23 protein-coding genes and 1 pseudogene are annotated in these 19,942 nt (G+C 67.8%); 11 read left to right on the forward strand and 13 right to left on the reverse strand.

Annotated features, from left to right (window positions below):
• The first annotated feature begins 25 nt into the window (after positions 1–25).
• Together serB and KY497_RS12835 are read left to right on the forward strand one after the other, a co-directional pair.
• On the forward strand, positions 26–661 hold the full coding sequence (serB, locus tag KY497_RS12830) for a phosphoserine phosphatase SerB (RefSeq protein ID WP_141387663.1): 636 nt from the start codon (positions 26–28) through the stop codon (positions 659–661).
• Positions 662–705: 44 nt separating this feature from the next.
• The gene (locus KY497_RS12835; protein WP_141387661.1) at positions 706–1,401 is read left to right on the forward strand and encodes an alpha/beta fold hydrolase; all 696 of its coding nucleotides are present in this window, start codon (positions 706–708) and stop codon (positions 1,399–1,401) included.
• 15 nt (positions 1,402–1,416) lie between these two features.
• On the opposite strand, the gene KY497_RS12840 is transcribed toward KY497_RS12835, so the two are convergent.
• A complete protein-coding gene (locus KY497_RS12840; RefSeq protein WP_017830420.1) occupies positions 1,417–2,127 on the reverse strand; it encodes a beta-ketoacyl-ACP reductase in 711 nt (236 codons plus the stop codon).
• 140 nt (positions 2,128–2,267) lie between these two features.
• Between KY497_RS12840 and KY497_RS12845 the strand changes: the two genes are divergently transcribed.
• The 4 genes from KY497_RS12845 to KY497_RS12855 are packed head-to-tail and all read left to right on the forward strand — an operon-like array spanning position 2,268 to position 4,183.
• On the forward strand, positions 2,268–2,780 hold the full coding sequence (locus KY497_RS12845; RefSeq protein ID WP_258185686.1) for a DUF4190 domain-containing protein: 513 nt from the start codon (positions 2,268–2,270) through the stop codon (positions 2,778–2,780).
• A 55-nt stretch (positions 2,781–2,835) separates the two neighbouring features.
• Positions 2,836–3,183, forward strand: coding sequence for a DUF3099 domain-containing protein (locus KY497_RS12850; RefSeq protein ID WP_219869196.1), 348 nt, complete (start codon positions 2,836–2,838; stop codon positions 3,181–3,183).
• Positions 3,180–3,374 (forward strand): hypothetical protein, encoded by a 195-nt coding sequence (locus tag KY497_RS16775; RefSeq protein ID WP_082524193.1) that lies wholly within the window; start codon positions 3,180–3,182, stop codon positions 3,372–3,374. The genes KY497_RS12850 and KY497_RS16775 overlap by 4 nt, the downstream gene beginning before the upstream one ends.
• On the forward strand, positions 3,371–4,183 hold the full coding sequence (locus KY497_RS12855; RefSeq protein WP_055872418.1) for an SURF1 family protein: 813 nt from the start codon (positions 3,371–3,373) through the stop codon (positions 4,181–4,183). Before KY497_RS16775 ends, KY497_RS12855 begins: the two co-directional genes overlap by 4 nt.
• A 113-nt stretch (positions 4,184–4,296) precedes the next feature.
• Here KY497_RS12855 and KY497_RS12860 read toward each other — a convergent pair whose 3' ends face one another.
• Both KY497_RS12860 and abc-f read right to left on the reverse strand, forming a co-directional pair.
• Complete coding sequence (locus tag KY497_RS12860) at positions 4,297–4,875, reverse strand: pyridoxamine 5'-phosphate oxidase family protein (RefSeq protein ID WP_308813119.1); 579 nt, start codon at positions 4,873–4,875, stop codon at positions 4,297–4,299.
• A gap of 99 nt (positions 4,876–4,974) precedes the next feature.
• Complete coding sequence (gene abc-f, locus KY497_RS12865; RefSeq protein WP_055867785.1) at positions 4,975–6,573, reverse strand: ribosomal protection-like ABC-F family protein; 1,599 nt, start codon at positions 6,571–6,573, stop codon at positions 4,975–4,977.
• Between the two features lie 186 nt (positions 6,574–6,759).
• Between abc-f and KY497_RS12870 the strand changes: the two are divergent.
• Together KY497_RS12870 and KY497_RS12875 are read left to right on the forward strand one after the other, a co-directional pair.
• Positions 6,760–7,191: pseudogene (locus KY497_RS12870) on the forward strand (LuxR C-terminal-related transcriptional regulator); the annotation flags it as partial.
• A 98-nt stretch (positions 7,192–7,289) separates the two neighbouring features.
• Positions 7,290–8,474, forward strand: a complete 1,185-nt coding sequence (locus KY497_RS12875) for an acyltransferase (protein WP_219869198.1) — start codon at positions 7,290–7,292, stop codon at positions 8,472–8,474.
• 1 nt (position 8,475) lies between these two features.
• Here the strand turns inward: KY497_RS12875 and KY497_RS12880 are convergent, their stop codons facing one another.
• Both KY497_RS12880 and KY497_RS12885 read right to left on the reverse strand, forming a co-directional pair.
• Positions 8,476–9,075 (reverse strand): CbiQ family ECF transporter T component, encoded by a 600-nt coding sequence (locus KY497_RS12880; RefSeq protein WP_258185687.1) that lies wholly within the window; start codon positions 9,073–9,075, stop codon positions 8,476–8,478.
• Complete coding sequence (locus tag KY497_RS12885; protein WP_219869199.1) at positions 9,066–9,764, reverse strand: energy-coupling factor ABC transporter ATP-binding protein; 699 nt, start codon at positions 9,762–9,764, stop codon at positions 9,066–9,068. The genes KY497_RS12880 and KY497_RS12885 overlap by 10 nt, the downstream gene beginning before the upstream one ends.
• A 66-nt stretch (positions 9,765–9,830) precedes the next feature.
• On the opposite strand from KY497_RS12885, the gene KY497_RS12890 reads away from it, so the two are divergent.
• The gene (locus tag KY497_RS12890; RefSeq protein WP_219869200.1) at positions 9,831–10,415 is read left to right on the forward strand and encodes a TetR family transcriptional regulator; all 585 of its coding nucleotides are present in this window, start codon (positions 9,831–9,833) and stop codon (positions 10,413–10,415) included.
• Here the strand turns inward: KY497_RS12890 and KY497_RS12895 are convergent.
• From KY497_RS12895 to sufB, 7 genes are all read right to left on the reverse strand, one after another.
• Positions 10,378–11,748: an MFS transporter gene (locus KY497_RS12895; protein WP_219869201.1), complete on the reverse strand. Its 1,371-nt coding sequence runs from the start codon at positions 11,746–11,748 to the stop codon at positions 10,378–10,380. The genes KY497_RS12890 and KY497_RS12895 overlap by 38 nt on opposite strands.
• Positions 11,745–12,899: a MalY/PatB family protein gene (locus KY497_RS12900; protein WP_219869202.1), complete on the reverse strand. Its 1,155-nt coding sequence runs from the start codon at positions 12,897–12,899 to the stop codon at positions 11,745–11,747. The genes KY497_RS12895 and KY497_RS12900 overlap by 4 nt, the downstream gene beginning before the upstream one ends.
• A 90-nt stretch (positions 12,900–12,989) precedes the next feature.
• Positions 12,990–13,319: a metal-sulfur cluster assembly factor gene (locus KY497_RS12905; RefSeq protein ID WP_017830405.1), complete on the reverse strand. Its 330-nt coding sequence runs from the start codon at positions 13,317–13,319 to the stop codon at positions 12,990–12,992.
• A gap of 9 nt (positions 13,320–13,328) precedes the next feature.
• The gene (gene sufC, locus KY497_RS12910; protein WP_017830404.1) at positions 13,329–14,099 is read right to left on the reverse strand and encodes a Fe-S cluster assembly ATPase SufC; all 771 of its coding nucleotides are present in this window, start codon (positions 14,097–14,099) and stop codon (positions 13,329–13,331) included.
• 3 nt (positions 14,100–14,102) lie between these two features.
• Positions 14,103–14,429: a non-heme iron oxygenase ferredoxin subunit gene (locus tag KY497_RS12915; RefSeq protein ID WP_017830403.1), complete on the reverse strand. Its 327-nt coding sequence runs from the start codon at positions 14,427–14,429 to the stop codon at positions 14,103–14,105.
• The gene (sufD, locus tag KY497_RS12920) at positions 14,426–15,643 is read right to left on the reverse strand and encodes a Fe-S cluster assembly protein SufD (protein ID WP_055867751.1); all 1,218 of its coding nucleotides are present in this window, start codon (positions 15,641–15,643) and stop codon (positions 14,426–14,428) included. Before sufD ends, KY497_RS12915 begins: the two co-directional genes overlap by 4 nt.
• Complete coding sequence (sufB, locus tag KY497_RS12925) at positions 15,643–17,061, reverse strand: Fe-S cluster assembly protein SufB (protein ID WP_055867748.1); 1,419 nt, start codon at positions 17,059–17,061, stop codon at positions 15,643–15,645. Before sufB ends, sufD begins: the two co-directional genes overlap by 1 nt.
• Before the next feature lie 233 nt (positions 17,062–17,294).
• Here sufB and KY497_RS12930 point away from each other — a divergent pair, with 233 nt between their 5' ends.
• Together KY497_RS12930 and KY497_RS12935 are read left to right on the forward strand one after the other, a co-directional pair.
• The gene (locus tag KY497_RS12930) at positions 17,295–18,401 is read left to right on the forward strand and encodes a heme A synthase (protein WP_219869203.1); all 1,107 of its coding nucleotides are present in this window, start codon (positions 17,295–17,297) and stop codon (positions 18,399–18,401) included.
• 68 nt (positions 18,402–18,469) lie between these two features.
• Complete coding sequence (locus tag KY497_RS12935) at positions 18,470–18,919, forward strand: tetraspanin family protein (protein ID WP_229779019.1); 450 nt, start codon at positions 18,470–18,472, stop codon at positions 18,917–18,919.
• A gap of 74 nt (positions 18,920–18,993) precedes the next feature.
• Here the strand turns inward: KY497_RS12935 and KY497_RS12940 are convergent, their stop codons facing one another.
• On the reverse strand, positions 18,994–19,914 hold the full coding sequence (locus KY497_RS12940; protein WP_375140932.1) for a heme o synthase: 921 nt from the start codon (positions 19,912–19,914) through the stop codon (positions 18,994–18,996).
• Positions 19,915–19,942: the final 28 nt, after the last annotated feature.

Raw genomic sequence — 19,942 nt, forward strand, 5'->3', positions numbered from 1 at the left:
TCCCGGTGATCGCTAGGCTCGACGGGTGACTGCCGCGCGTTTCCTCGTCGTCCTCGATGCCGATTCCACCCTCATCCGCAATGAGGTGATCGAGTTGCTTGCCGACGAAGCCGGACGGCGCTCCGAAGTGCAGGCCGCTACGGAGGCGGCGATGCGCGGCGAGGTCGATTTCGCGACGAGCCTGCGCTCCCGAGTGGCGGCACTCGAAGGCGTTCCCGTCTCGGCGTTCGAGCGTGTCCGGGCACGGATCGAGCCCACCCCCGGGGTACGTGAACTCACCGCGGCCGTCCACGACCGCGGAGGTGTCGTCGGCGTCGTCTCGGGAGGCTTCCACGAGATCCTCGACAGCGTCGCCCCCGAGCTCGGCGTCGATCGCTGGCGAGCGAACCGCCTCGACGTCGCAGACGGCGTGCTCTCCGGCCGGGTCGACGGCGACATCGTCGACGGCGCCGCGAAGGCATCCTCGCTCCGGGAATGGGCCGCAGAGCTCGGCGTCGGCCCCAGGGCGACCATCGCGATCGGCGACGGCGCGAACGACCTGCAGATGATGGCGGTGGCAGGCCTCGGCATCGCCTTCAACGCCAAGCCCGCCGTGCGCGCGGCCGCCAGCCTCGTGATCGGCCCGCAGGATCTTGCCGAGGTCATCGCGCTGCTGCCGTAGACCGAAGCCTGGAGAAAGCCCGGCGCCACCGCTAGCGTCGGTTCATGGACATCCTGCTCATCCCCGGCCTCTGGCTCGACGCATCCAGCTGGGAAGAGGTGGTCCCCGCGCTCGAAGAGGCAGGGCATCGCGCGCATCCGCTCACCCTGCCCGGACTCGATGACCCCGCGTCGACCTCTGCCGAGATCGGCATCGCGCGCTGGATCGCGGCAGCGGTGTCCGCCGTGGACGCTCTGTCAGGAGACGTCGTGGTGGTCGGTCACAGCGGCGGCGGGAACGTCGCGTGGGGCGTGGCCGATGCGCGCCCCGAGCGCGTGAGCCGTGTCATCTTCGTCGACACCGCTCCGCCGCCGGCCGAGAGCGGGATCAGCGAGTTCGAGGTCGTCGACGGTGTGGTGCCCTTCCCCGGCTGGGACTTCTTCCCCGACGAGGACGTCAGCGATCTCGACGAGTCGACGCGAGCGCGTACGGCGCCGCTCACCCGCAGTGTTCCCGCCAGAGTGCCCACCGACGCCATCGCGCTGGTGAATCCTGCGCGGTACCGAGTGCCGGTGACGCTGCTGATGGGCGGCCTGGATCAGGCCGCGTTCGAGGGGATGATCGACCAGTGGGGCGCCTACGCCGCCGAGTACCGTGCGATCGACGACGCCGAGGTCGTGCGCATCGGCTCCGGTCACTGGCCGCAGTTCTCGGTTCCCGAGAGGCTCGCGGAACTCCTCAACGCGGCGATCGCACGCTGAGATTCGACCTCGGGATCAGTGCCCCATCCCGAGTCCGCCGTCGACGGGGATGACCGCGCCCGAGATGTAACCGGCGTCATCACCCGCGAGCCAGGTCACCACGCCCGCGACCTCATCGGGGGTCGCGAATCGTGCCGCCGGGATGCTCGCCTTGTACTGCTTCTGGGTCTCCTCCGGCAGTTCCGCGGTCATGTCCGTCTCGATGAAGCCCGGAGCGACGACGTTGGCCGTGATCCCGCGGGCCCCGAGCTCACGCGTGATCGAGCGGGCGAAGCCGACCAGGGCGCTCTTCGATGCGGAGTAGTTCGCCTGCCCGGCGGAACCGTAGAGCCCCACGACACTCGAGATCAGGATGATGCGGCCGAACCGCGCGCGGAGCATGCCCTTCGAGGCACGCTTGACCACGCGGAACGTTCCTCCCAGGTTCGTGGCGACCACGCTGTCGAAGTCGTCCTCGCTCATGCGCATGAGGAGGGTGTCCTTCGTGATGCCGGCGTTGGCGACGACGATCTCGACCGGACCGAGCTGCTGCTCCACCTCGGTGAACGCGGCGTCGAGGGCAGCGGCATCCGTGACGTCCGCGCGGACGGTGAGCGTTCCCTCCGGCCCTTCGCCGCTGCGGGCGGTGACCGCGACGCGGTACCCGTCCCGCACGAAGCGCTCCGCGATCGCGCGGCCGATACCGCGGTTTCCGCCGGTGACGAGGACGACGCGCTCAGCGCTCATGGGGACACTCCTGCTCTGGGCCGGTGGCCCGAGTTCCCGAGCCGTCATCGATCCTACCGACGATGCCTCGCCCGACCACCTCCCGGCGTTTGACAGGCACGGACGGTGCTGGAACTCTGATCGAGACGAAAGGCTTCACCGTGAGCGACAACCGCACTCCCCCTCCTGCCGGCGAGCCACCACGCATTCCGCCTCGGCCGCCCGCTCCGGCTGCCTTCCCAGTCGTACCGGCCCTTCCCGCGTATCCGGCGCAGCCCACCCCGCAGCCGGCGCAGAACCAGCCCGTCCCGCCGGCGTACAGCCTGACGACCCCGCCCGCCTATGCGCCCTACGGCGCGCCGGTCTACCCCGCAGCCCCAGCCCCGCGCCCCACGAGTGGACTCGCGATCACCTCGCTGATCTGCGGCATCGCCGGAGTCGTGCTCGTCTGGGCCATCATTCCGGTGCTGGCGTCGATCGCAGCCGTGATTACCGGTCACATGGCGCTCGGGCAGACCCGGCGTGATCCCGGCATCGGCGGTCGAGGCATGGCCATCGCCGGACTGATTCTCGGTTACGCGATGATCGCGATCGCCGCATTCACCCTCATCGGCATCATCATCAGCTTCCTGTTCGTCGGAGCGTTCAGCCTGCCCTTCATCTTCTCCCGCTGATCTGCCGCAGAAGGGGCACGCCGACGGGTCGGCAGCGGCGTAGGCTTGAGGCATCGTGAAGAACGCGCGTCAAGTCCCGGCCGTCACCTCCCTGCCGCAGTCTCCGCAGGACGAGGCTGACCATCGCGTGCGCCGATATGTCCTGACGATGACCATCCGCATCGTGTGCTTCGCACTCATGGTGCTCGTCCAGCCCTACGGGTGGTACACCTGGGTCTTCGGGATCTCGGCGGCCGTGCTTCCGTACATCGCCGTGGTGTTCGCGAACGCGGGCAGCGACAGCACCGAAGCCACGACGGAGTCGCCCTTGCAGGAGCTGGAAGCGCCGGGACCGGTTCCGATCGAGCCCGAGGCGACGACCCCGCCGGTGTTCACGATCCATGAAGGCCCCAAGGACCGATGACACAGCTCGAATGCTCGCGCGCCGGGTGCCGGAGCGCGGCGACCAGACAGGTCGTGTGGCGTAATCCTCGGATCCACGCCATCGATCGGGAGAAGATCTGGCTGGCCTGCGATGAGCATGTCGAGTACCTCCGCGACTACCTCGCAGCACGTGAGTTCCCGGTGACTGTTCGAGACGGAGTTCCGGCATGAGCCGACGACTGACCAGGTGGGTCATCTACGTGCTCATCGCGATCGGATTCGGGGTCGCGTGCGTGTTCCTGTCGCATTGGCAGTTCGAGCGGAACGAATCCCGTGCCGCGCAGATCGAACTCGTCGAGCAGAACTACGACGCCGACCCCGTCCCCCTGACCGATCTCATCGGAGACGACGGCGCGCTCGATCCGGCCGATGAGTGGCGCCCGGTGGTCCTGAAGGGCGAGTACCTGGCGGAACAGCAGCTGCTGGTCAGGAACCGCCCTCACGGTGGGACCAGTGCTTTCGAGGTGCTGGTGCCGTTCCGTGACGCCGATGGACGCATCTTCATCGTCGATCGCGGCTGGGTGCCGCCCGGCGATGGCGATGCCCCGGATTCGGTGCCGGCCCCTCCCTCGGGGGAAGCCGAGGTCACGGTGCGACTTCGCCCGGGCGAGCAGCTACCGGCCTCGGGTCGCGGGGCACCCGAAGGACAGGTCCCGACCATCAACCTGCCGTCGATCGCGACGCTCGTCGACGGCGATGTGATCACGAGCGCCTACGGACGAGTGATCAGCGAGGAACCGGCAGGGGACGGCGCACTGGGTGGATTCGACTCCCCCACCGACGATCCCGGTCCACATCTGTCGTACGCGATCCAGTGGATTCTCTTCGCCCTGATGGGCTTCATCTTCATCGGATACATCATCCGCACGGAGATCGTGAAGCACCGCGAAGAGGTCGAGGGCGCGCCGGCCCCGGTCAGGAAGTCGCGTCGCAAGGACCACGATGCCGACGTCGAGGACGAACTGCTCGACGTGCGCTGATCGGTGCAGCCGCTGCGGAGACAGAGCCAGCGCCGTTCATCGCGAGACGTCGAAGCCACCGTGGTGGGTGCGCCATTCCTCGAGCGCCCCGATCTCGACCACCTGAAAGTCACTCATGCACGTCCGTCGACGATCTGATCGCTCTCCACGCCGGTGATCGAGCCCATCACGGTGCGTTGCCAGCCACCCTCCGCGCGACGATAGATGATCCGGTTATGGTTCCGGTCCGCTGATCCCTGCCAGAACTCGACTCGCGTCGCAACGATCCTCCAGAGAACCCGTTCCCCCGCCGCGATGCCACCGCGGGCCTCGGCCGAGCGCGCGGCGAGATCTGCGGCGCTCTCCACCGGAGAAGCTTCTCGGATCATTCCTCGCACGCGAACGGCTCGCCGGAGCGGCTGCCACCAGAAGTTCAACGCCGCGGCGGGGCGCGCAGCGATCTGCTGGCTCTTGCGGGAAGAGCGCGCCCCGGCGAACGACCATCCCTCCGCATCGACGTTCTTGAGGATCAGTGTCCGCGCATCCGGTATGCCGTCACCGTCCACCGTCGCCAGTGTGGCCGTGTGCGGCTCTGCGACCCCGCTCTCGGCCGCCTCCCCGATCCAGTCGACGAAGAGCGGCTCAGGATCCTCTGGAAGCTCTGCGAGGTCGAGCGTCGGCGCGGCGCCGGTGAGGGAAGGCTGCGCACGCAACCACTCCCTGATATCTGACAAGGACGGGGGTGGCGCAATCGACATGGTCCCGACTATGCCACGAATACTCTGCGGGCTCACCCCTTTCCCGCGAAGGGATCAGGCGAGCTCGATGAGGTCCTGGTACTCCTGGCTCCAGATGTCCTCGACACCGTCGGGCAGGATGAGCACGCGCTCGGGGTTGAGCGACTGCACGGCGCCCGGATCATGCGAGACGAGCACGACAGCGCCCTCGTAGTGCGCGAGCGCACCGAGGATCTCCTCGCGGGAGGCGGGGTCGAGGTTGTTGGTCGGCTCGTCGAGCAGCAGCAGGTTCGCGGACGAGACGACGAGCGTCGCAAGCGACAGACGCGTTTTCTCGCCACCGGAAAGCACTCCGGCGGGCTTGAGCACATCGTCGCCCGTGAACAGGAACGACCCCAGCACCTTGCGGGCCTCGGTCTCGGTGATGTGCGGAGCGGCCGAGACCATGTTCTCCAGCACCGAGCGGTTCACATCGAGGTTCTCGTGCTCCTGCGCGTAGTACCCGACCTTGAGACCGTGCCCCGGCTCCAGCTGCCCCGTGTCCGGCTGGTCGACACCGGCGAGCATGCGCAACAGCGTGGTCTTGCCCGCACCGTTGAGACCGAGCACGACCACCTTGGAGCCGCGATCGATGGCCAGGTCGACATCGGTGAAGATCTCGAGCGATCCGTACGACTTCGACAGGCCTGACGCCATCATCGGCGTCTTGCCGCAGGGCGCCGGCTTCGGGAAGCGCAGCTTCGCGACCCGGTCTTCCTGGCGCACCTCGTCGAGCCCCGCGAGCAGCTTCTCGGCGCGCGCGATCATCTGATGCGCAGCAGCGGCCTTCGAGGCCTTCGCCCCGAAGCGTGCGGCCTGCAGCTGCAGGGTCGTCGCCTTCTTCTCGGCGTTCGCACGCTCTTTCTTGCGGCGCTCCTCATCGGCCACCCGCTGGCGCAGGTAGTTCTTCCAGTTCATGTTGTAGGTGTCGATGCTCTGGCGGTTGGCGTCGAGGTAGAACACGCGGTTCACCGTCTCGCCGACCAGCTCGACATCGTGGCTGATCACGATCAGTCCACCCTTGTAGCCCTTGAGGAACTCCCGCAGCCACACGACGCTGTCGGCGTCGAGGTGGTTCGTCGGCTCGTCGAGGATCATCGTCTCGGCGTCGGAGAACAGGATGCGGGCGAGCTCGATGCGGCGACGCTGACCACCGGAGAGCGTCGACAGCGGCTGGTCGAGGATGCGGTCGGGAAGCGACAGGTTGTTGGCGATGGAGGCGGCCTCGGCCTCTGCCGCATAGCCGCCCTGTGCCTCGAACTGCTCGGTGAGACGGGCATAGCGCTTCATCGCCTTGTCGGCCACCGCCGGGTCGTCGGAGCCCATCGCGAGCGCGGCCTCGGTCATGCCGAGGTTGAGCTGACCGAGCCCGCGAGCATCGAGGATGCGGGTGCGCGCGAGGTCTTCGGGGTTGCCCGAACGGGGGTCCTGCGGGAGGTAGCCGAGCTCGCCGGAGCGGGTCACGCTTCCGCCGGAGGGCAGCACGTCGCCCGCGAGCACCTTGGTGAGCGTGGTCTTTCCGGCCCCGTTGCGGCCGACGAGTCCGATCTTGTCTCCGTCGGCGACGCGGAACGAGACGTTCTCCATCAGCAGGCGCGCGCCAACGCGGATCTCGAGGTCGTGCACGGCAAGCACAGCGGACGTCCGTTCTTTCGGGGAGGTTGTTCGGCCGATCGGCCAGCCTCCCAGTATAAGCGTCGTAGCCGGGCGTCGCGGTCAGCAAGATCAGCCCGGAGAGTGAGCGTCCCGATACCTCAGAGGGATGCCTGTGCCATCGCCTGCCGCATAACGTGCGGGAGTGGACACCCCGCGGCGCACGTGCCCCGGATACTGATGCTGACGACGTTCGACATCGATGACTACGTGTACGACGCCCTCGAGGCCGGTGCCAGCGGGTTTCTGCTGAAGGACGCACTACCGGAGGAACTCGTGCACGCGGTGCGGGTCGTTGCAGGTGGAGATGCGCTGCTCGCCCCCAGTGTGACCCGTCGCATGATCGAGCAGTTCGCCGGCCGTCGCCCCCGGGCACCGCGTTCGGCGACAACCCTGGCCGACCTCACCGATCGGGAGCGCGAGGTGCTCGTGCTCATCGGTCGAGGACGCTCCAACACGGAGATCGCCGCCGAGCTCTTCATCGCGGAGCAGACCGTGAAGACGCACGTCGGCAAGGTGCTCGCGAAGCTGAACCTGCGCGACCGCGTGCACGCCGTGATCCTCGCCTACGACACCGGACTCGTAGAGCCCTCATCCTGACTCACCCCGTCGTAGGGGGTCGCAACAGCACCCGAGGATGATGCCTCCGCCTGCACCGCGTCCATAGTCTCCTGGAACACCGCTTCCGAGGAGGACTCATGACCATCGTCCAGGCACCGCGCGCCGTCAGCACCACGACTCCCCCGCGCGCATCCCGCGACACCGGGGTCGACTTCCTCCGGGCCCTCTGCGTCCTCGGCGTCGTCCTCCTGCACGCGATCATGGTCGGCGTCACCGTCGGCGAGTCCGGCCCGGTCTTCGACAGCGCCAGCGACGAAACGGCATGGATCGCACCGCTCAGCTGGTTCCTGCAGGTGATGCCGCTGTTCTTCGTGATCGGAGGCTTCTCCGGACTCCTCGCCTATCAGCGGATGCGTCAGCGCGGAGGAACGGCTATCGGCTTCGTCGCCGGCCGCGTGCACCGCCTGCTGCGTCCGGCGATCCTCACGATCGCCGTCATCGGACTCGCGCTCGCCCTGCTCACCGTCTCGGGCGTCCCTGCCGACCTGATCGCGACGGCCGGCTTCCGCTACGGGCAGCCGCTCTGGTTCCTGGGGGTCTTCCTCCTCTGCCAGGCGTTGCTCCCCCTCCTCGCCGCCTCTCATGAGCGCGCGCCCCTGCGGACCATCGGAGCCCTGGCCGTCGCCGCGATCGCCGTCGACGTACTTCGGGCGGCCTCCGGACTCGAAGGCCTGGGCTTCCTGAACCTCGCCTTCGTGTGGATGACCCTCCAGCAGCTCGGTTTCTTCCTCGCCGACGGCAGCATCGACCGCCTCAGCAGACGCGTCCGTGCCGCTGCAGGCATCGCCGCCCTCCTGACGCTGGTGGCGACGTTCGCCTTCGGGATATACTCCCCCGACCTGATCGCCAACATGACGATCTACCTGTGGCACATGCCGGTGCTGCTGCTCATGGCCGGCTCCACCGCCGTGTTCGCCCTCATGACCGGCATGAGGCTGCCGGCGCTGGACAGCGCGGGCTGGTGGGCCGGGCGCCCGCTCTGGCTCGCGACCGCCGTCGCTCTGACGGCCCTCGTAGCCGTCGCGTTCACGCGATTCGAATCGCAGCCCGCGCTCCCGGCGACGTCCTCGATGCGTCGTCTCGTCGTGGGAACCCTGAGCGGCCTCGTCGGCATCGTGCTGCTGCTGGCCCTCGGCACCTCGGTCGCGACCGCGCTGATCGCGATCGCGCTGATCGCGGCCTCCCTGCGGCTGTCGTCGCTTTCCTCCGCAGGGGCGGCGTCTCAGTCGGCATCCCCCACCGCCAGGCTCGTGCCTGCCTGAGTCAGCCCATGCCCCTCGCCGCCAGTGCGTCTCCGACCTCATCCGCATGCGTGAGCGCGAGCACGAGCAGGGGCACTACGGTGCGGACGCCCAGGCGCACATCACGCGCCTGCTCAGCCTCCCGGACGCGTGCGGCGAACCCGGCGATCACCGGGATGGTAGCGAGGGTCAGCGATATCGTCAGCGCCATCGCCTCCGGGTCCGCCCCGACCCTGCGCAGCGGCCGCAGGAGCCGGTGCAACGCCTCGAGAAGGTCTGCCATCCGGGTGGTGAGCGTGAGCAGGCTGGCCAGGAGCAGCACCGCCAGGACCCTTCCTGTGCTGATCCACGCGGCCACCGGCGACACGAAGATCACCAGGGCGGCGGTGAGGACGAGGACGATCCACCGCAGTCGCCACATCTCGACCAGGAGCACGCGGAGCGGCATCCCGCTCACGCCGTAGAGCCCGACGACGATCAGGAGCGAGACGGCGATGCTGATCGGGTCGTGAGGATACAGCGAGAGAAGGAGAGCCCCGATCGCGAGGGCCGCGAGCTTGACCCCGGCGGGGAGGCGATGGAGTATCCCTGTTCCCGGGCGGTACAGCGCGATCACGCGCACGCCTGACGATATGCCGCGATCACCGTCGGTGGCGGGCCTGAGGCGACGATCCGTCCGTCCTCGAAGAGCAGCGCGGTGTCGCAGCGGGCCGCGAGCTCGAGGTCGTGCGTCACCACCACGAGCTGAGCCTGCTGGGCGAGCAGGAGGTCGCCGATGCGGCGGGCGTTGCGCAGATCGAGGAGCGTCGTCGGCTCGTCCGCGACGATGACCCTCGGCGCCGCGATCAGCACCGAGGCCAGCGCGAGCATCTGCTTCTGCCCGCCGGACAGGCTCGATGCGGGCATCTCCGCATGTGCCCCCAGTCCGTGCACCTGGAGGGCCTGCCTGACGCGCTCGGCGATCTCCTTCCTCGGGAGGCCGCGCAGCGACAGCGCGAGGTCTTCGGCAGGGGTCGGCATGAGGATCTGCGCATCCGGGTTGGTGAACACGAAGCCCACGAGTCTGCGCACCGCGGCACGCTCGCGCACCGTGTCGAACCCGTGTACCGACACCGAACCGCTGTGGGGCGCGATGAGGCCGTTCAGCACTCTCGCGAAGGTCGACTTGCCAGACCCGTTCGCCCCGATCACGGCGATGGTCGCCGCTGTGAGCTCGGCGCTGACGTCGTGCAGTACCCGACGACCGTCGATCTGCACCGACACCCGGTCGAGGCTGATCGGAGCGATGCCGATCTGAGGGGATGTCGTCACCTTGGGCCTCTCCACGCGTCTCACCTGAACACTGTTCACCTGAACGTCGTTCACTATAATCGGAGCATGAGCCCTGAGCCCAATCCCGCACGTCACGACCGCGACAGCGTGGCCAGGAGTGCCCTCGCTCTGCTCGACGAGGTGGGGCTGGCAGACCTCTCGATGCGGCGTATCGCGGCGGGCCTCGACGTGCAGCCGAGCGCGCTCTACTGGCACTTCGCGAACAAGCAGGAGCTGATCGCGGAGCTGGCCGATCGGATCACCGCCACGATCCCGAGCGAGCCGACCGACGTCGTGGCGACGGCGCGGGGCATCCGTGACGCGCTCTTCACCTACCGCGACGGCGCGGAGCTGGTCCTCAGCACCTACGCGCTCCAGCTCGGCTCCTCGCAGGCGCAGACCGCGTTGGCCGATGCGCTGCGCGCGCAGGGTGCCGCCGACGTGGAGGATCGGAGCGCCGCGATCCTGCACTTCGTGCTCGGCCATGCCACGCTCGTGCAGCAGCGCATGCACGCCGACAGCCACGGCGCCCTGCCGGACACCGATGACGTCGACGTCACCGCCGGCCTCGATCGCGTCTTCGAGCTCGGGGTCACCGCCCTCGCCGGAGTGATCAGCGCGCCGCCGACTCCGCCGCGTGCCCGAGCCTGAGACCGGGCACCAGAGCCAGCACGACGAGGACGATACAGAACGCGAACACCGCGCTGAACGCCCCTGCCCCGCCGCCGAGGGTCGCGACGCCGAGCCCGGCGAGGGCGATGGCGACGGCCGATCCGGACGCATCCGAGATGGACAGCGCCGAGGAGTTGAACCCCTGGTCGGTATCGTCCGAGTAGGCCAGCGTCAGCACCGTGAGACGAGGATAGAGCAGCCCCATCCCGCCCCCGGCGAACGCCCAGGCCACCACGACCACGGCGGCCGAGACATCGAACACCGCGGCCGTGAGCACGCACAGCATGGCGATGAGCAGCGAGCTCAGGCTGATCGTCGTGATGCGGTGATTCCCCAACCGCTCCCCGAATCGCCCCTGCAGAGCCGAGGCGCCTGCCCAGGCCAGCGCCGCGAGCATCAGGGCGATGCCCGCCCATGTCGCGGTGAAGTCGAACTTCTTCATCAGCAGATACGGGATGTACGCCTCAGCCGCGAAGAAGGCCCCGGCCACGATTCCCCGCATCAGCACCACGCTCGGGAGCCCCGCTCCGGCGCGGAGTGTGCGCCGCGGCAACAGCGGCATCACGGCGAATCCGATCGCCAGCACGGCGCCGAGCGCCACCGGCCACCTCATCGAGGGCTGCAGATCCGCCGAGAAGCCGACCACGACGGCCAAGACCGCGACCACCACCGCCAGCACCAGCCGCACGATCAGCGTCTTGCGGTCCTGCGGGGTGCCGCGGCCGAGGTCCACACCGCGAAGACGGACGGCGATCATCAGGAATGCCGCAGCCGTCAGCACCGCCACGCCGAGGAACGCCCAGCGCCAGTCGAGATACTCGGCGACCGCACCGGCGAGGAAGGGACCGACCATCGACGGCACGACCCATGCCGCGGCGAAGGCGGCGAAGATCCGACCGTGCAGGTGGGGCGGATACAGCCGGGCGACCACGACGTACAGTGCGACCGTCTGCCCTCCGGTCCCGAGGCCCTGGACGAGTCGTCCGATCAGGAACTGATGCATCGTGACGGCGAAGCCGGAGAGCAGCAGGCCGATGATGAAGAGGGTCACGGCGACGTACAGGGCACCGCGCGGTCCGCGGGCATCCGACCATGTTCCGGTCGCGACCATGCCGATCACACTCGTCGCCAGAGTGCCGGCGAAGGCGACGGCGAACAGAGCCTCACCGTTCAGCGCTGCGCTGACGATCGGCATCACGGTGGTGACCGCGAGGGCTTCGATCGCCCCGAGGAAGATCAGCGCGACCGCGCCGAGGGTCACCCAGATGCGTTGGCGGTCCCAGATCGTCGCGGCGTCGGCCGGGGCGGTCATCGACCGACGAGCGCTGCGATGCGCTCGATGGCCTCGGTGAGGATCTCCGGGCTGGTGCCGAAGTTCAACCGCACGTGGCCCGCGCCCTCCGCACCGAAGGCCGGCCCGAAGTGCAGGGCGACCTTGGCGTCCTTCAGGATGCGCCTCGCGGGATTGTCTCCCCATCCCAGCGCGGAGAGGTCGATCCACGCGAGGTATCCGGCATCGGGGAGGCGATAGCGCGCGCCGGGGAGGCGCGCGGCGAGAAGGTCTTCGAGCAGCACCCGGTTCTCGTCGAGAGTGCGCAGCAGTCCATCGAGCCAGGCGTCGCTCTCCTCAGAGAAGGCGGCGACAGCGGCGAGCAGACCGAACTGCCCGGTACGCCACTCCACCTCGACTGGAAGCCCGCACACGACGGCACTCGTCTCGTCGTCGGCCGTGACCATGAGAGCGCACTTGAGCCCGGCGAGGTTGAACGCCTTGCTCGCGCTCACCACGGCGTAGCCCACCCGCTGCGCGGCGTCGTTCACGGCGAGGAACGGGGTGAACCCCGTGCCCGGCTGAGCGAGCGGGGCATGGATCTCGTCCGAGACCACCGCGACGCCGAACTCGTCGGCCAACTCCGCGAGAGCAGCGAGGCTGTCGCGGTCATGCACGGTGCCGGTGGGGTTGTGCGGGTTGCAGAGCAGGATCGCGGTCGCGCCGTCCTCGAACGCCGTGCGGATGCCGTCGAGATCGAGCTCCCACCCGGTTCCCGTATCGCCAAGCGGTACACGCTCCACCTCTGCACCGGCCTCGGCCACCAGATCGTAGAAAGGCGGGTACACCGGCGGCGTGACGACGATGCGCTCTCCCGGCTGGGTCACGCGACGGAGGATCTCGACGATCCCCATGCTCACGTCCGCCGTGCTGCGCATCCGAGCGGGATCAGGCTCCCACCCGTAGCGTCGGGACGCGAAGGACGCGAACGACTCGGCCAACGGGGTCCGCGAGGCGATGTATCCCGTGTCGCCGATCTCGACGGCACGCTGCAACGCCGTCGAGATGGCCGGAGCCAGCGGGAAGTCGGTTTCCGCGACGAACAACGGCAGGACGTCTGCGGGGTACTCCCGCCACTTCTCGCTGCTGCGCTCGCGGAGCTCCGCCAGAGGCAGGGCCTTCACATGAAGCATTCTCTCTCCCGAGGTTCCGACACGCGCCGTCGCGGTATCATCCGATCCGACGCGCGCCGACAACGCCTTCCGGCGATGCTCCTGCGCGGGTCAGATCGCGAAGCCGAGGGCGCGCATCATGTCGCGCCCGTCGTCGGAGATCTTCTCCGGACCCCACGGCGGCATCCACACCCAGTTGATCCGGAAGCGATCGACGACGTTGTCCAGAGCCTGAGCAGTCTGGTCCTCGAGAACGTCGGTGAGCGGGCATCCGGCACTGGTCAGCGTCATGTGGATGACGAGAGCGTCGTTCTCGTCATCCCAAGCGAGATCGTAGATGAGGCCGAGGTCGACGACGTTGATCCCGAGCTCGGGATCCATCACGTCCTTGAGGGCCTCGGTGACCGCGTCGTACTTCTCGTCCGTGAGGGTCGCTGTCATGCGATCAGCCTACGCCTCGATCGGAGCTGCAGGGTCGAGGAAACGGTCGTATCCCTCGTTCTCCAGCCGGTCTGCCAGCTCGGGGCCGCCCTCTTCGACGATCTTGCCCGCGACGACCACGTGGACGAAGTCGGGGCGGATGTAGCGAAGGATGCGGGTGTAGTGCGTGATCAGCAGCACGCCGAGTCCGGTGGACTCCTTCGCGCGGTTGACACCCTCGGAGACGATCTTGAGCGCGTCGACGTCGAGGCCGGAATCGGTCTCGTCGAGGATAGCGAACTTCGGCTTCAGCACCTCGAGCTGCAGGATCTCGTGGCGCTTCTTCTCGCCACCGGAGAAGCCCTCGTTGACGTTGCGCTGCGCGAACTTCGGGTCCATGCGCAGGTTCGACATGGCCGCCTTGACGTCCTTGGTCCAGCCGCGGATCGCCGGTGCTTCGCCGTCGAGCGCCGTCTTGGCCGTGCGGAGGAAGTTCGTCACCGTGACGCCGGGGATCTCGACCGGGTACTGCATCGCGAGGAACAGGCCGGCGCGGGCCCGCTCGTCGACGCTCATCTCCAGGACGTCCTGGCCGTCGAAAGTGATGGATCCCGAGGTCACCGTGTACTTGGGGTGACCGGCGATCGTGTAGGCCAGGGTCGACTTGCCGGAGCCGTTGGGGCCCATGATGGCGTGGGTCTCACCGGTGTTCATGGTGAGGTTGATTCCGTTGAGGATCGGGGTGGTCCCCGCCTCGGTCTCGACCGTCACGTGCAGGTCGCGGATCTCGAGAACAGACATTCTTCAGACTTCCTTAATCACAGTCGGATCGATGAGCACGTCATCGCCGTCGATCTGGACGACATAGACCGGGACGGGCTCATAAGCGGGGAGATTCTGGGGCTTGCCGGTGAGCAGCGAGAAGGCGGAGCCGTGTGCCCAGCACTCCACCGTGTCACCCTCGACGAAGCCCTCGGACAGCGAGATGTCGCCGTGGGTGCAGGTGTCGCCGATGGCGTGGATGACACCCTCGCCGTCCTTGATCACCGTGATGGGCACGCCGCCCGGGTCCACGCGCAGAGGCATGTCCTGTTCCAGGTCGGCGACGCCGCAGACGCGCTCGGCGGTCATGCACTCACCTCGGCGAGCTCCGTCTCGATGGCTGCGAGCAGCTCGGCCTCGAGGGCGGGGATGCCCAGGCGCTGCACGATGTCGGTGAGGAATCCGAGCACGACGAGGCGTCGCGCCTCTTCCTCGGTGATACCGCGCGCCTGCAGGTAGAACAGCTGCTCGTCGTCGAAACGACCGGTGGCGCTCGCATGCCCGGCACCGAGGATGTCACCCGTCTCGATCTCGAGGTTCGGGATCGAGTCGGCGCGTGCACCTTCGGTGAGGACGAGGTTGCGGTTCGCCTCGTACGAGTCGGTGCCCGTCGCGTCGGCGCCGATGAGGACGTCGCCGATCCAGACGCTGTGCGCGCCCTGCCCCTGCAGCGCGCCCTTGTAGAGGACGTCGCCCTTGGTGTGCGGGCCCTTGTGGTGCAGGTAGACCTGGCTCTCCAGGTGCTGCCCGGCGTCTGCGTAGGAGAGGCCGTAGAGGTAGCCCTCGGAACCGGCGCCGGCCAGCTCGACGTTCGGGTTGACGCGCACGATGCCGCCGCCGAAGCTCACGACGAAGTGCTTGAGCGTCGCATCGGCGCCGACCCGAGCCTGGTGTGCGGCCGCGTGAACCGCGTCGTCCTCCCACTGCTGCAGGCTGATGACCGTGAGCTTCGCGCCGTCGCGGACGATGATCTCGACGTTCTGCGCGTACTGCGCGGAACCGGTGTGCTGGAGCACGACCGTCGCAGAGCTGTGCTCCAGTGCCTCGATCACGATGTGCGCGTCGGCACGGCGCTGCGCTCCGAGACCGGCGATGGAAATGAAGACAGGCTCGGCGACCTCTTCCTCGCGCGGGATGCGCACGTGGAGTGCCTCGGTGCTCCCCTGCCACGCGACGGCGGCCGTCACGTCTTCCGCGAGGAAGACCTCGCCACGGGGAGCCGCACCGATGGCGAGCGGAGCGGCGATGTACTGCTCCCCCGCACCGTACGTGTAGCTGACACCGTCGTTCGGCGACGCGACCTCGAACAGCGAGGTGAGCTGCGCGACCGGGGTGTGCTTCCAATTGACCTCGCGCCCTGTCGGGGCACCGAAGTCGGCGGGCTCGAAGGAGTGCGGCCGCTCCGAGCGGGTCTGCACCGGGACGAAGCCCGCGGCGGCGACCTGGGCCGCCGGGTCGATGTGCGCGCCTTCGGGCGCGTTGCTGTGCTGCGCCTCGGCAGGCGCTGTCGTCGAGGCCGTCACTAGCCGACCGATCCTTCCATGCCCATCTCGATGAGCTTGTTCAGTTCCATCGCGTACTCCATGGGCAGCTCACGCGCGATCGGCTCGATGAAGCCGCGCACGATCATCGCCATCGCCTCGTCCTCTGGCATGCCGCGGGACTGCAGGTAGAACAGCTGCTCCTCACTCACCTTCGAGACCGTGGCCTCGTGGCCGAGCTGCACGTCGTCGACACGGATGTCGATCGCCGGGTAGGTGTCGGAGCGGGACTTGGTGTCCACGAGCAGGGCGTCGCACCGCACGGTGTTCGCGGAGTGGTGTGCCGCAGCATCCACTCGCACCTCGCCGCGGTAACCGGCGCGTCCCCCACCGCGGGCGATCGACTTCGAGACGATCGACGACTGCGTGTACGGGGCCATGTGGATCATCTTCGCGCCGGCGTCCTGGTGCTGACCGGGACCGGCGAAGGCGACCGACAGCGTCTCGCCCTTGGCGTGCTCGCCCATCAGGTAGATCGACGGGTACTTCATCGTCACCTTGGAGCCGATGTTGCCGTCCACCCACTCCATGGTCGCGCCCTCGTACGCCACGGCGCGCTTGGTGACCAGGTTGTAGACGTTGTTCGACCAGTTCTGGATCGTCGTGTAGCGAACGCGGGCGTTCTTCTTCACGATGATCTCGACAACGGCCGAGTGCAGAGAGTCCGACTTGTAGATCGGAGCCGTGCAGCCCTCGATGTAGTGGACGTAGCTGTCCTCGTCGGCGATGATCAGCGTGCGTTCGAACTGACCCATGTTCTCGGTGTTGATGCGGAAGTACGCCTGCAGCGGGATCTCGACGTGCACGCCCTTGGGAACGTAGACGAACGAGCCGCCGGACCACACGGCCGTGTTGAGAGCTGCGAACTTGTTGTCGCCGGCGGGGATCACGGTGCCGAAGTACTCCTCGAAGAACTCGGGGTGCTCGCGCAGCGCGGTGTCGGTGTCCATGAAGATGACACCCTGCTGCTCCAGGTCCTCACGGATCTGGTGGTAGACGACCTCGGACTCGTACTGCGCCGCGACGCCGGCCACGAGGCGCTGACGCTCGGCCTCGGGGATGCCGAGTCGCTCGTAGGTCTCACGGATCTCGGCGGGAAGGTCTTCCCACGTCTGCGCCTGCTTCTCGGTGGAGCGGACGAAGTACTTGATGTTGTCGAAGTCGATCTCGCTGAGGTCTGCACCCCAGGTCGGCATCGGCTTGCGCCCGAAGAGCTGATACCCCTTGAGGCGGGTCTTCAGCATCCATTCGGGTTCGTTCTTGAGGCCCGAGATCCCACGGACGACGTCTTCGGAGATACCGCGTTTCGCGATGGCACCCGCAGCATCCTCATCGTGCCAGCCGAATTCGTACACCCCCAGGCCGTCAAGCTCCGGGCGGTCGATCAGCACATCCGACATCCAACACTCTCCTCACAGGTCCCAAACGGTGTCATCCGCCCCGACACACCTGATCCCCGTCGAGCCTGCGGGAGCGGGTGCCGTTGGTGGGCCCTCATCACCGGCGCTTCCATCGCGCCTAAACTGTTGACGATACTTCAGCGCTGTCAGCGCTCATCGCAACAATCCGATTCTACAGGTTCCGCCTGACAGACGGGCCATGCCCGCCGCGTCTCGTGCGGTCCGGAGGACTTATGCCCGACACGATGATCCCCGCCACCTCGACGACGCAGGGGGTCCCCCCTCGTTCCTCGTCCTGGGGTCGTGCGTTGACGGTCTTCGCGTGGTTGTCGTTCATCAGCGAGACGATCATCATCGGCACCGGCGGGGCCGTGCGGCTCACCGGCTCGGGCCTCGGCTGCTCGGACTGGCCGCTGTGCACCCCGGACTCCCTCGTGCCGATCCTCGAGGTGCAGGGCATCCACGGGATCATCGAGTTCGGCAATCGGCTGATGACCGGCGTCGTCGGCATCATCGCCCTGGCGGTCGTGCTGCTGGTCCTGCGTCTGTTCAGCGGAAAGCGCGGCCTGGTCAACGCCCTCTGGTTCGCACTGGGTGGGATCGTCGCGGCTGTCGCAACGTTCGCCATCGCCACTCCCCTGCATTTCCCCGCCTCGCCGATCGCCCTCGCCGTCCTGCTGGTCGCCGTCATCGCTGCAGCCGTGCGCTCGGTGCGCACTACTCCCGCCCGACGCGACCTCGTCATGCTCGCCTGGCTCACCCTGATCGGCGTGGTGGCCCAGGCGCTCGTCGGCGGCATCACGGTCCTTACCGGCCTCAACCCCTTCATTGTGGGTTTCCACTACACGTCCTCCCTGCTGCTCGTCTGCGTCACGGCGGCCTTCCTCGTACGCCTGAAGACCTCGCCCGGACCTCGCGAGCGCGCCGTGCCCGCCTGGTTCGCCGCCGTCACCCACGTGACCGGTCTCGCCCTGGCCGTCACGATCGTCGTCGGTGTGCTGACGACCGGATCCGGTCCGCACTCCGGGGATGCCGACGTGCTGCGCCACGGGTTCGACGCGTCCGTGCTCGCGCACGTGCACTCGTGGCCGGGCTACATCCTCGCAGCGCTGGTCCTGTTCCTGACGGTCTCCGCCTGGGTGCTGCGCCTGGAGCCTCGACGCTGGCTGCTCGTGCTCGTGCTGGCGATCCTCGTGCAGGTCGGGGTCGGCATCTGGCAGGCCAGAGAAGGACTCCCCCCGCTGCTCGTCGGCATCCACATGGTCCTGGCCCCGCTCTCGGCGGCCGCCTACACCGTCGTGGTGCTGCGCCTCAAGCGTCCGGTACCCGTCGACGCCTGAGGGCCCGCACAGTCGTTCCATAGCTTTCACATCGCGGACTCATCAGCGCATCCGCGAGGGTGGGCGACATGAACAAGTCACTCACACGAAGCATGGGGTTCTGGCTCCTCCTGGTCGTCTCCCTCGCCACCGCTGCGGTCGGCGCCTGGTTGATCTCGGGTCAGATCGGCACGATGACGACCACGTTGCTCGATGGCACGGCCACCGGCGTCGAGGTCTACGTCGGCCAGTCGCTCGTCGTGGTGGGTGCCGGAGTGCTCGCGGCCGGAATCGTCGGCATCCTGCTGACGCTCGCGCTCGTCGCCGCGCGATCGCTCGTCCCTGCACCGGCACCGGCGGTCGTCGAGGCCATCGACTGGACCGTCGAGGCCGAGGAGACGCCCGCTCCCGTCGCCACGACCCCGTCTGCGGACACGACCCCCGCGACCGAAGAGGTCGTTGTCGAAGCCGAGGTCACGAGAGACGACGCCCAGGCCACCGACGCGAAGCCGGACAGCTCACCCTCGACCACCCGCTGATCGACCACCGGGCAGGAAACGACGAAGGGGCGCCGAGGAATTCCTCGGCGCCGCTTCGTCGTTCGGAATCAGTGTCAGAACGGGAGCAGCGGGTCGACTGCGACCGCGACGAAGATCAGCGTCAGGTAGGTGATCGAGGCGTGGAACACACGCATCGGACGCGGCTCGGTGCCGTGGACCGCACGGTTGTAGAGGCGGTGCGACTCGTAGATGAACCATCCGCCGAAGACCGCAGCGGAGATCGTGTACACGAGGCCCATGTTCGCGATCGGCACCAGCAGGAGCGAGCAGGCGACGGTCGCCCACGCGTAGAGGATCACTTGGAGGCCGACCTGCGAGGCATTGCGCGTGACGCCGAGCATGGGGACGTCGACGTCCTCGTAGTCGTCCTTGTACTTCATCGACAGCGGCCAGTAGTGCGGCGGCGTCCAGAGGAAGACGAGGAGGAAGAGGATGAATGCCGGCCAGTCGAGCGAACCGGTGACCGCGGACCAGCCGATCAGCACCGGGAAGCAGCCCGCGATGCCGCCCCACACGATGTTCTGCTCGGTGCGGCGCTTCAGGATGATCGTGTAGATCACGACGTAGAAGAAGATCGCCGTGGCCGAGAGGGCCGCCGTGAGCCAGTTGGTCGTGGCGAGCAGCCAGACGGTCGAGGCGATGGCGAGCGTCCACGAGAAGACCAGGGCGCCGCGAGGGCTGACCTCGCCTGTGACCAGCGGACGGTTCTCGGTGCGGTGCATGTGCGCGTCGATGTCGCGATCGAGGTACATGTTGAAGGATGCGGCGGAACCGGCGCTCAACGAACCGCCGATGACGGTCGCCAACACGAGCCACAGGTTCGGCAGTCCCCCCTGCGCCAGGAACATCACCGGCACGGTCGACACGAGCAGGAGCTCGAGGACACGCGGCTTGGTGAGCGTGATGTAGGCCTTCACCGTGCGACCGATGGACGACTTCCTCACGGTCTGATCAGACATCGTCGAGATCTTGATCGCCTCCTCCGCACGTGTGACCGGACAA

The organism is Microbacterium sp. PAMC22086 (assembly GCF_019443525.1).
GTDB lineage: Bacteria > Actinomycetota > Actinomycetes > Actinomycetales > Microbacteriaceae > Microbacterium > Microbacterium maritypicum.

Coding starts and splice junctions, on each gene's coding strand:
- sufC (WP_017830404.1), bottom strand. CDS start 14,099: ATGTCTGTTCTCGAGATCCGCGACCTGCACGTGACGGTCGAGACCGAG.
- KY497_RS12835 (WP_141387661.1), top strand. CDS start 706: ATGGACATCCTGCTCATCCCCGGCCTCTGGCTCGACGCATCCAGCTGG.
- KY497_RS12930 (WP_219869203.1), top strand. CDS start 17,295: ATGCCCGACACGATGATCCCCGCCACCTCGACGACGCAGGGGGTCCCC.
- KY497_RS12900 (WP_219869202.1), bottom strand. CDS start 12,899: ATGCTTCATGTGAAGGCCCTGCCTCTGGCGGAGCTCCGCGAGCGCAGC.
- KY497_RS12895 (WP_219869201.1), bottom strand. CDS start 11,748: ATGACCGCCCCGGCCGACGCCGCGACGATCTGGGACCGCCAACGCATC.
- KY497_RS12915 (WP_017830403.1), bottom strand. CDS start 14,429: ATGACCGCCGAGCGCGTCTGCGGCGTCGCCGACCTGGAACAGGACATG.
- KY497_RS12935 (WP_229779019.1), top strand. CDS start 18,470: ATGAACAAGTCACTCACACGAAGCATGGGGTTCTGGCTCCTCCTGGTC.
- KY497_RS12875 (WP_219869198.1), top strand. CDS start 7,290: ATGACCATCGTCCAGGCACCGCGCGCCGTCAGCACCACGACTCCCCCG.
- KY497_RS12840 (WP_017830420.1), bottom strand. CDS start 2,127: ATGAGCGCTGAGCGCGTCGTCCTCGTCACCGGCGGAAACCGCGGTATC.
- KY497_RS12855 (WP_055872418.1), top strand. CDS start 3,371: ATGAGCCGACGACTGACCAGGTGGGTCATCTACGTGCTCATCGCGATC.
- KY497_RS12905 (WP_017830405.1), bottom strand. CDS start 13,319: ATGACAGCGACCCTCACGGACGAGAAGTACGACGCGGTCACCGAGGCC.
- KY497_RS12890 (WP_219869200.1), top strand. CDS start 9,831: ATGAGCCCTGAGCCCAATCCCGCACGTCACGACCGCGACAGCGTGGCC.
- sufB (WP_055867748.1), bottom strand. CDS start 17,061: ATGTCGGATGTGCTGATCGACCGCCCGGAGCTTGACGGCCTGGGGGTG.
- KY497_RS16775 (WP_082524193.1), top strand. CDS start 3,180: ATGACACAGCTCGAATGCTCGCGCGCCGGGTGCCGGAGCGCGGCGACC.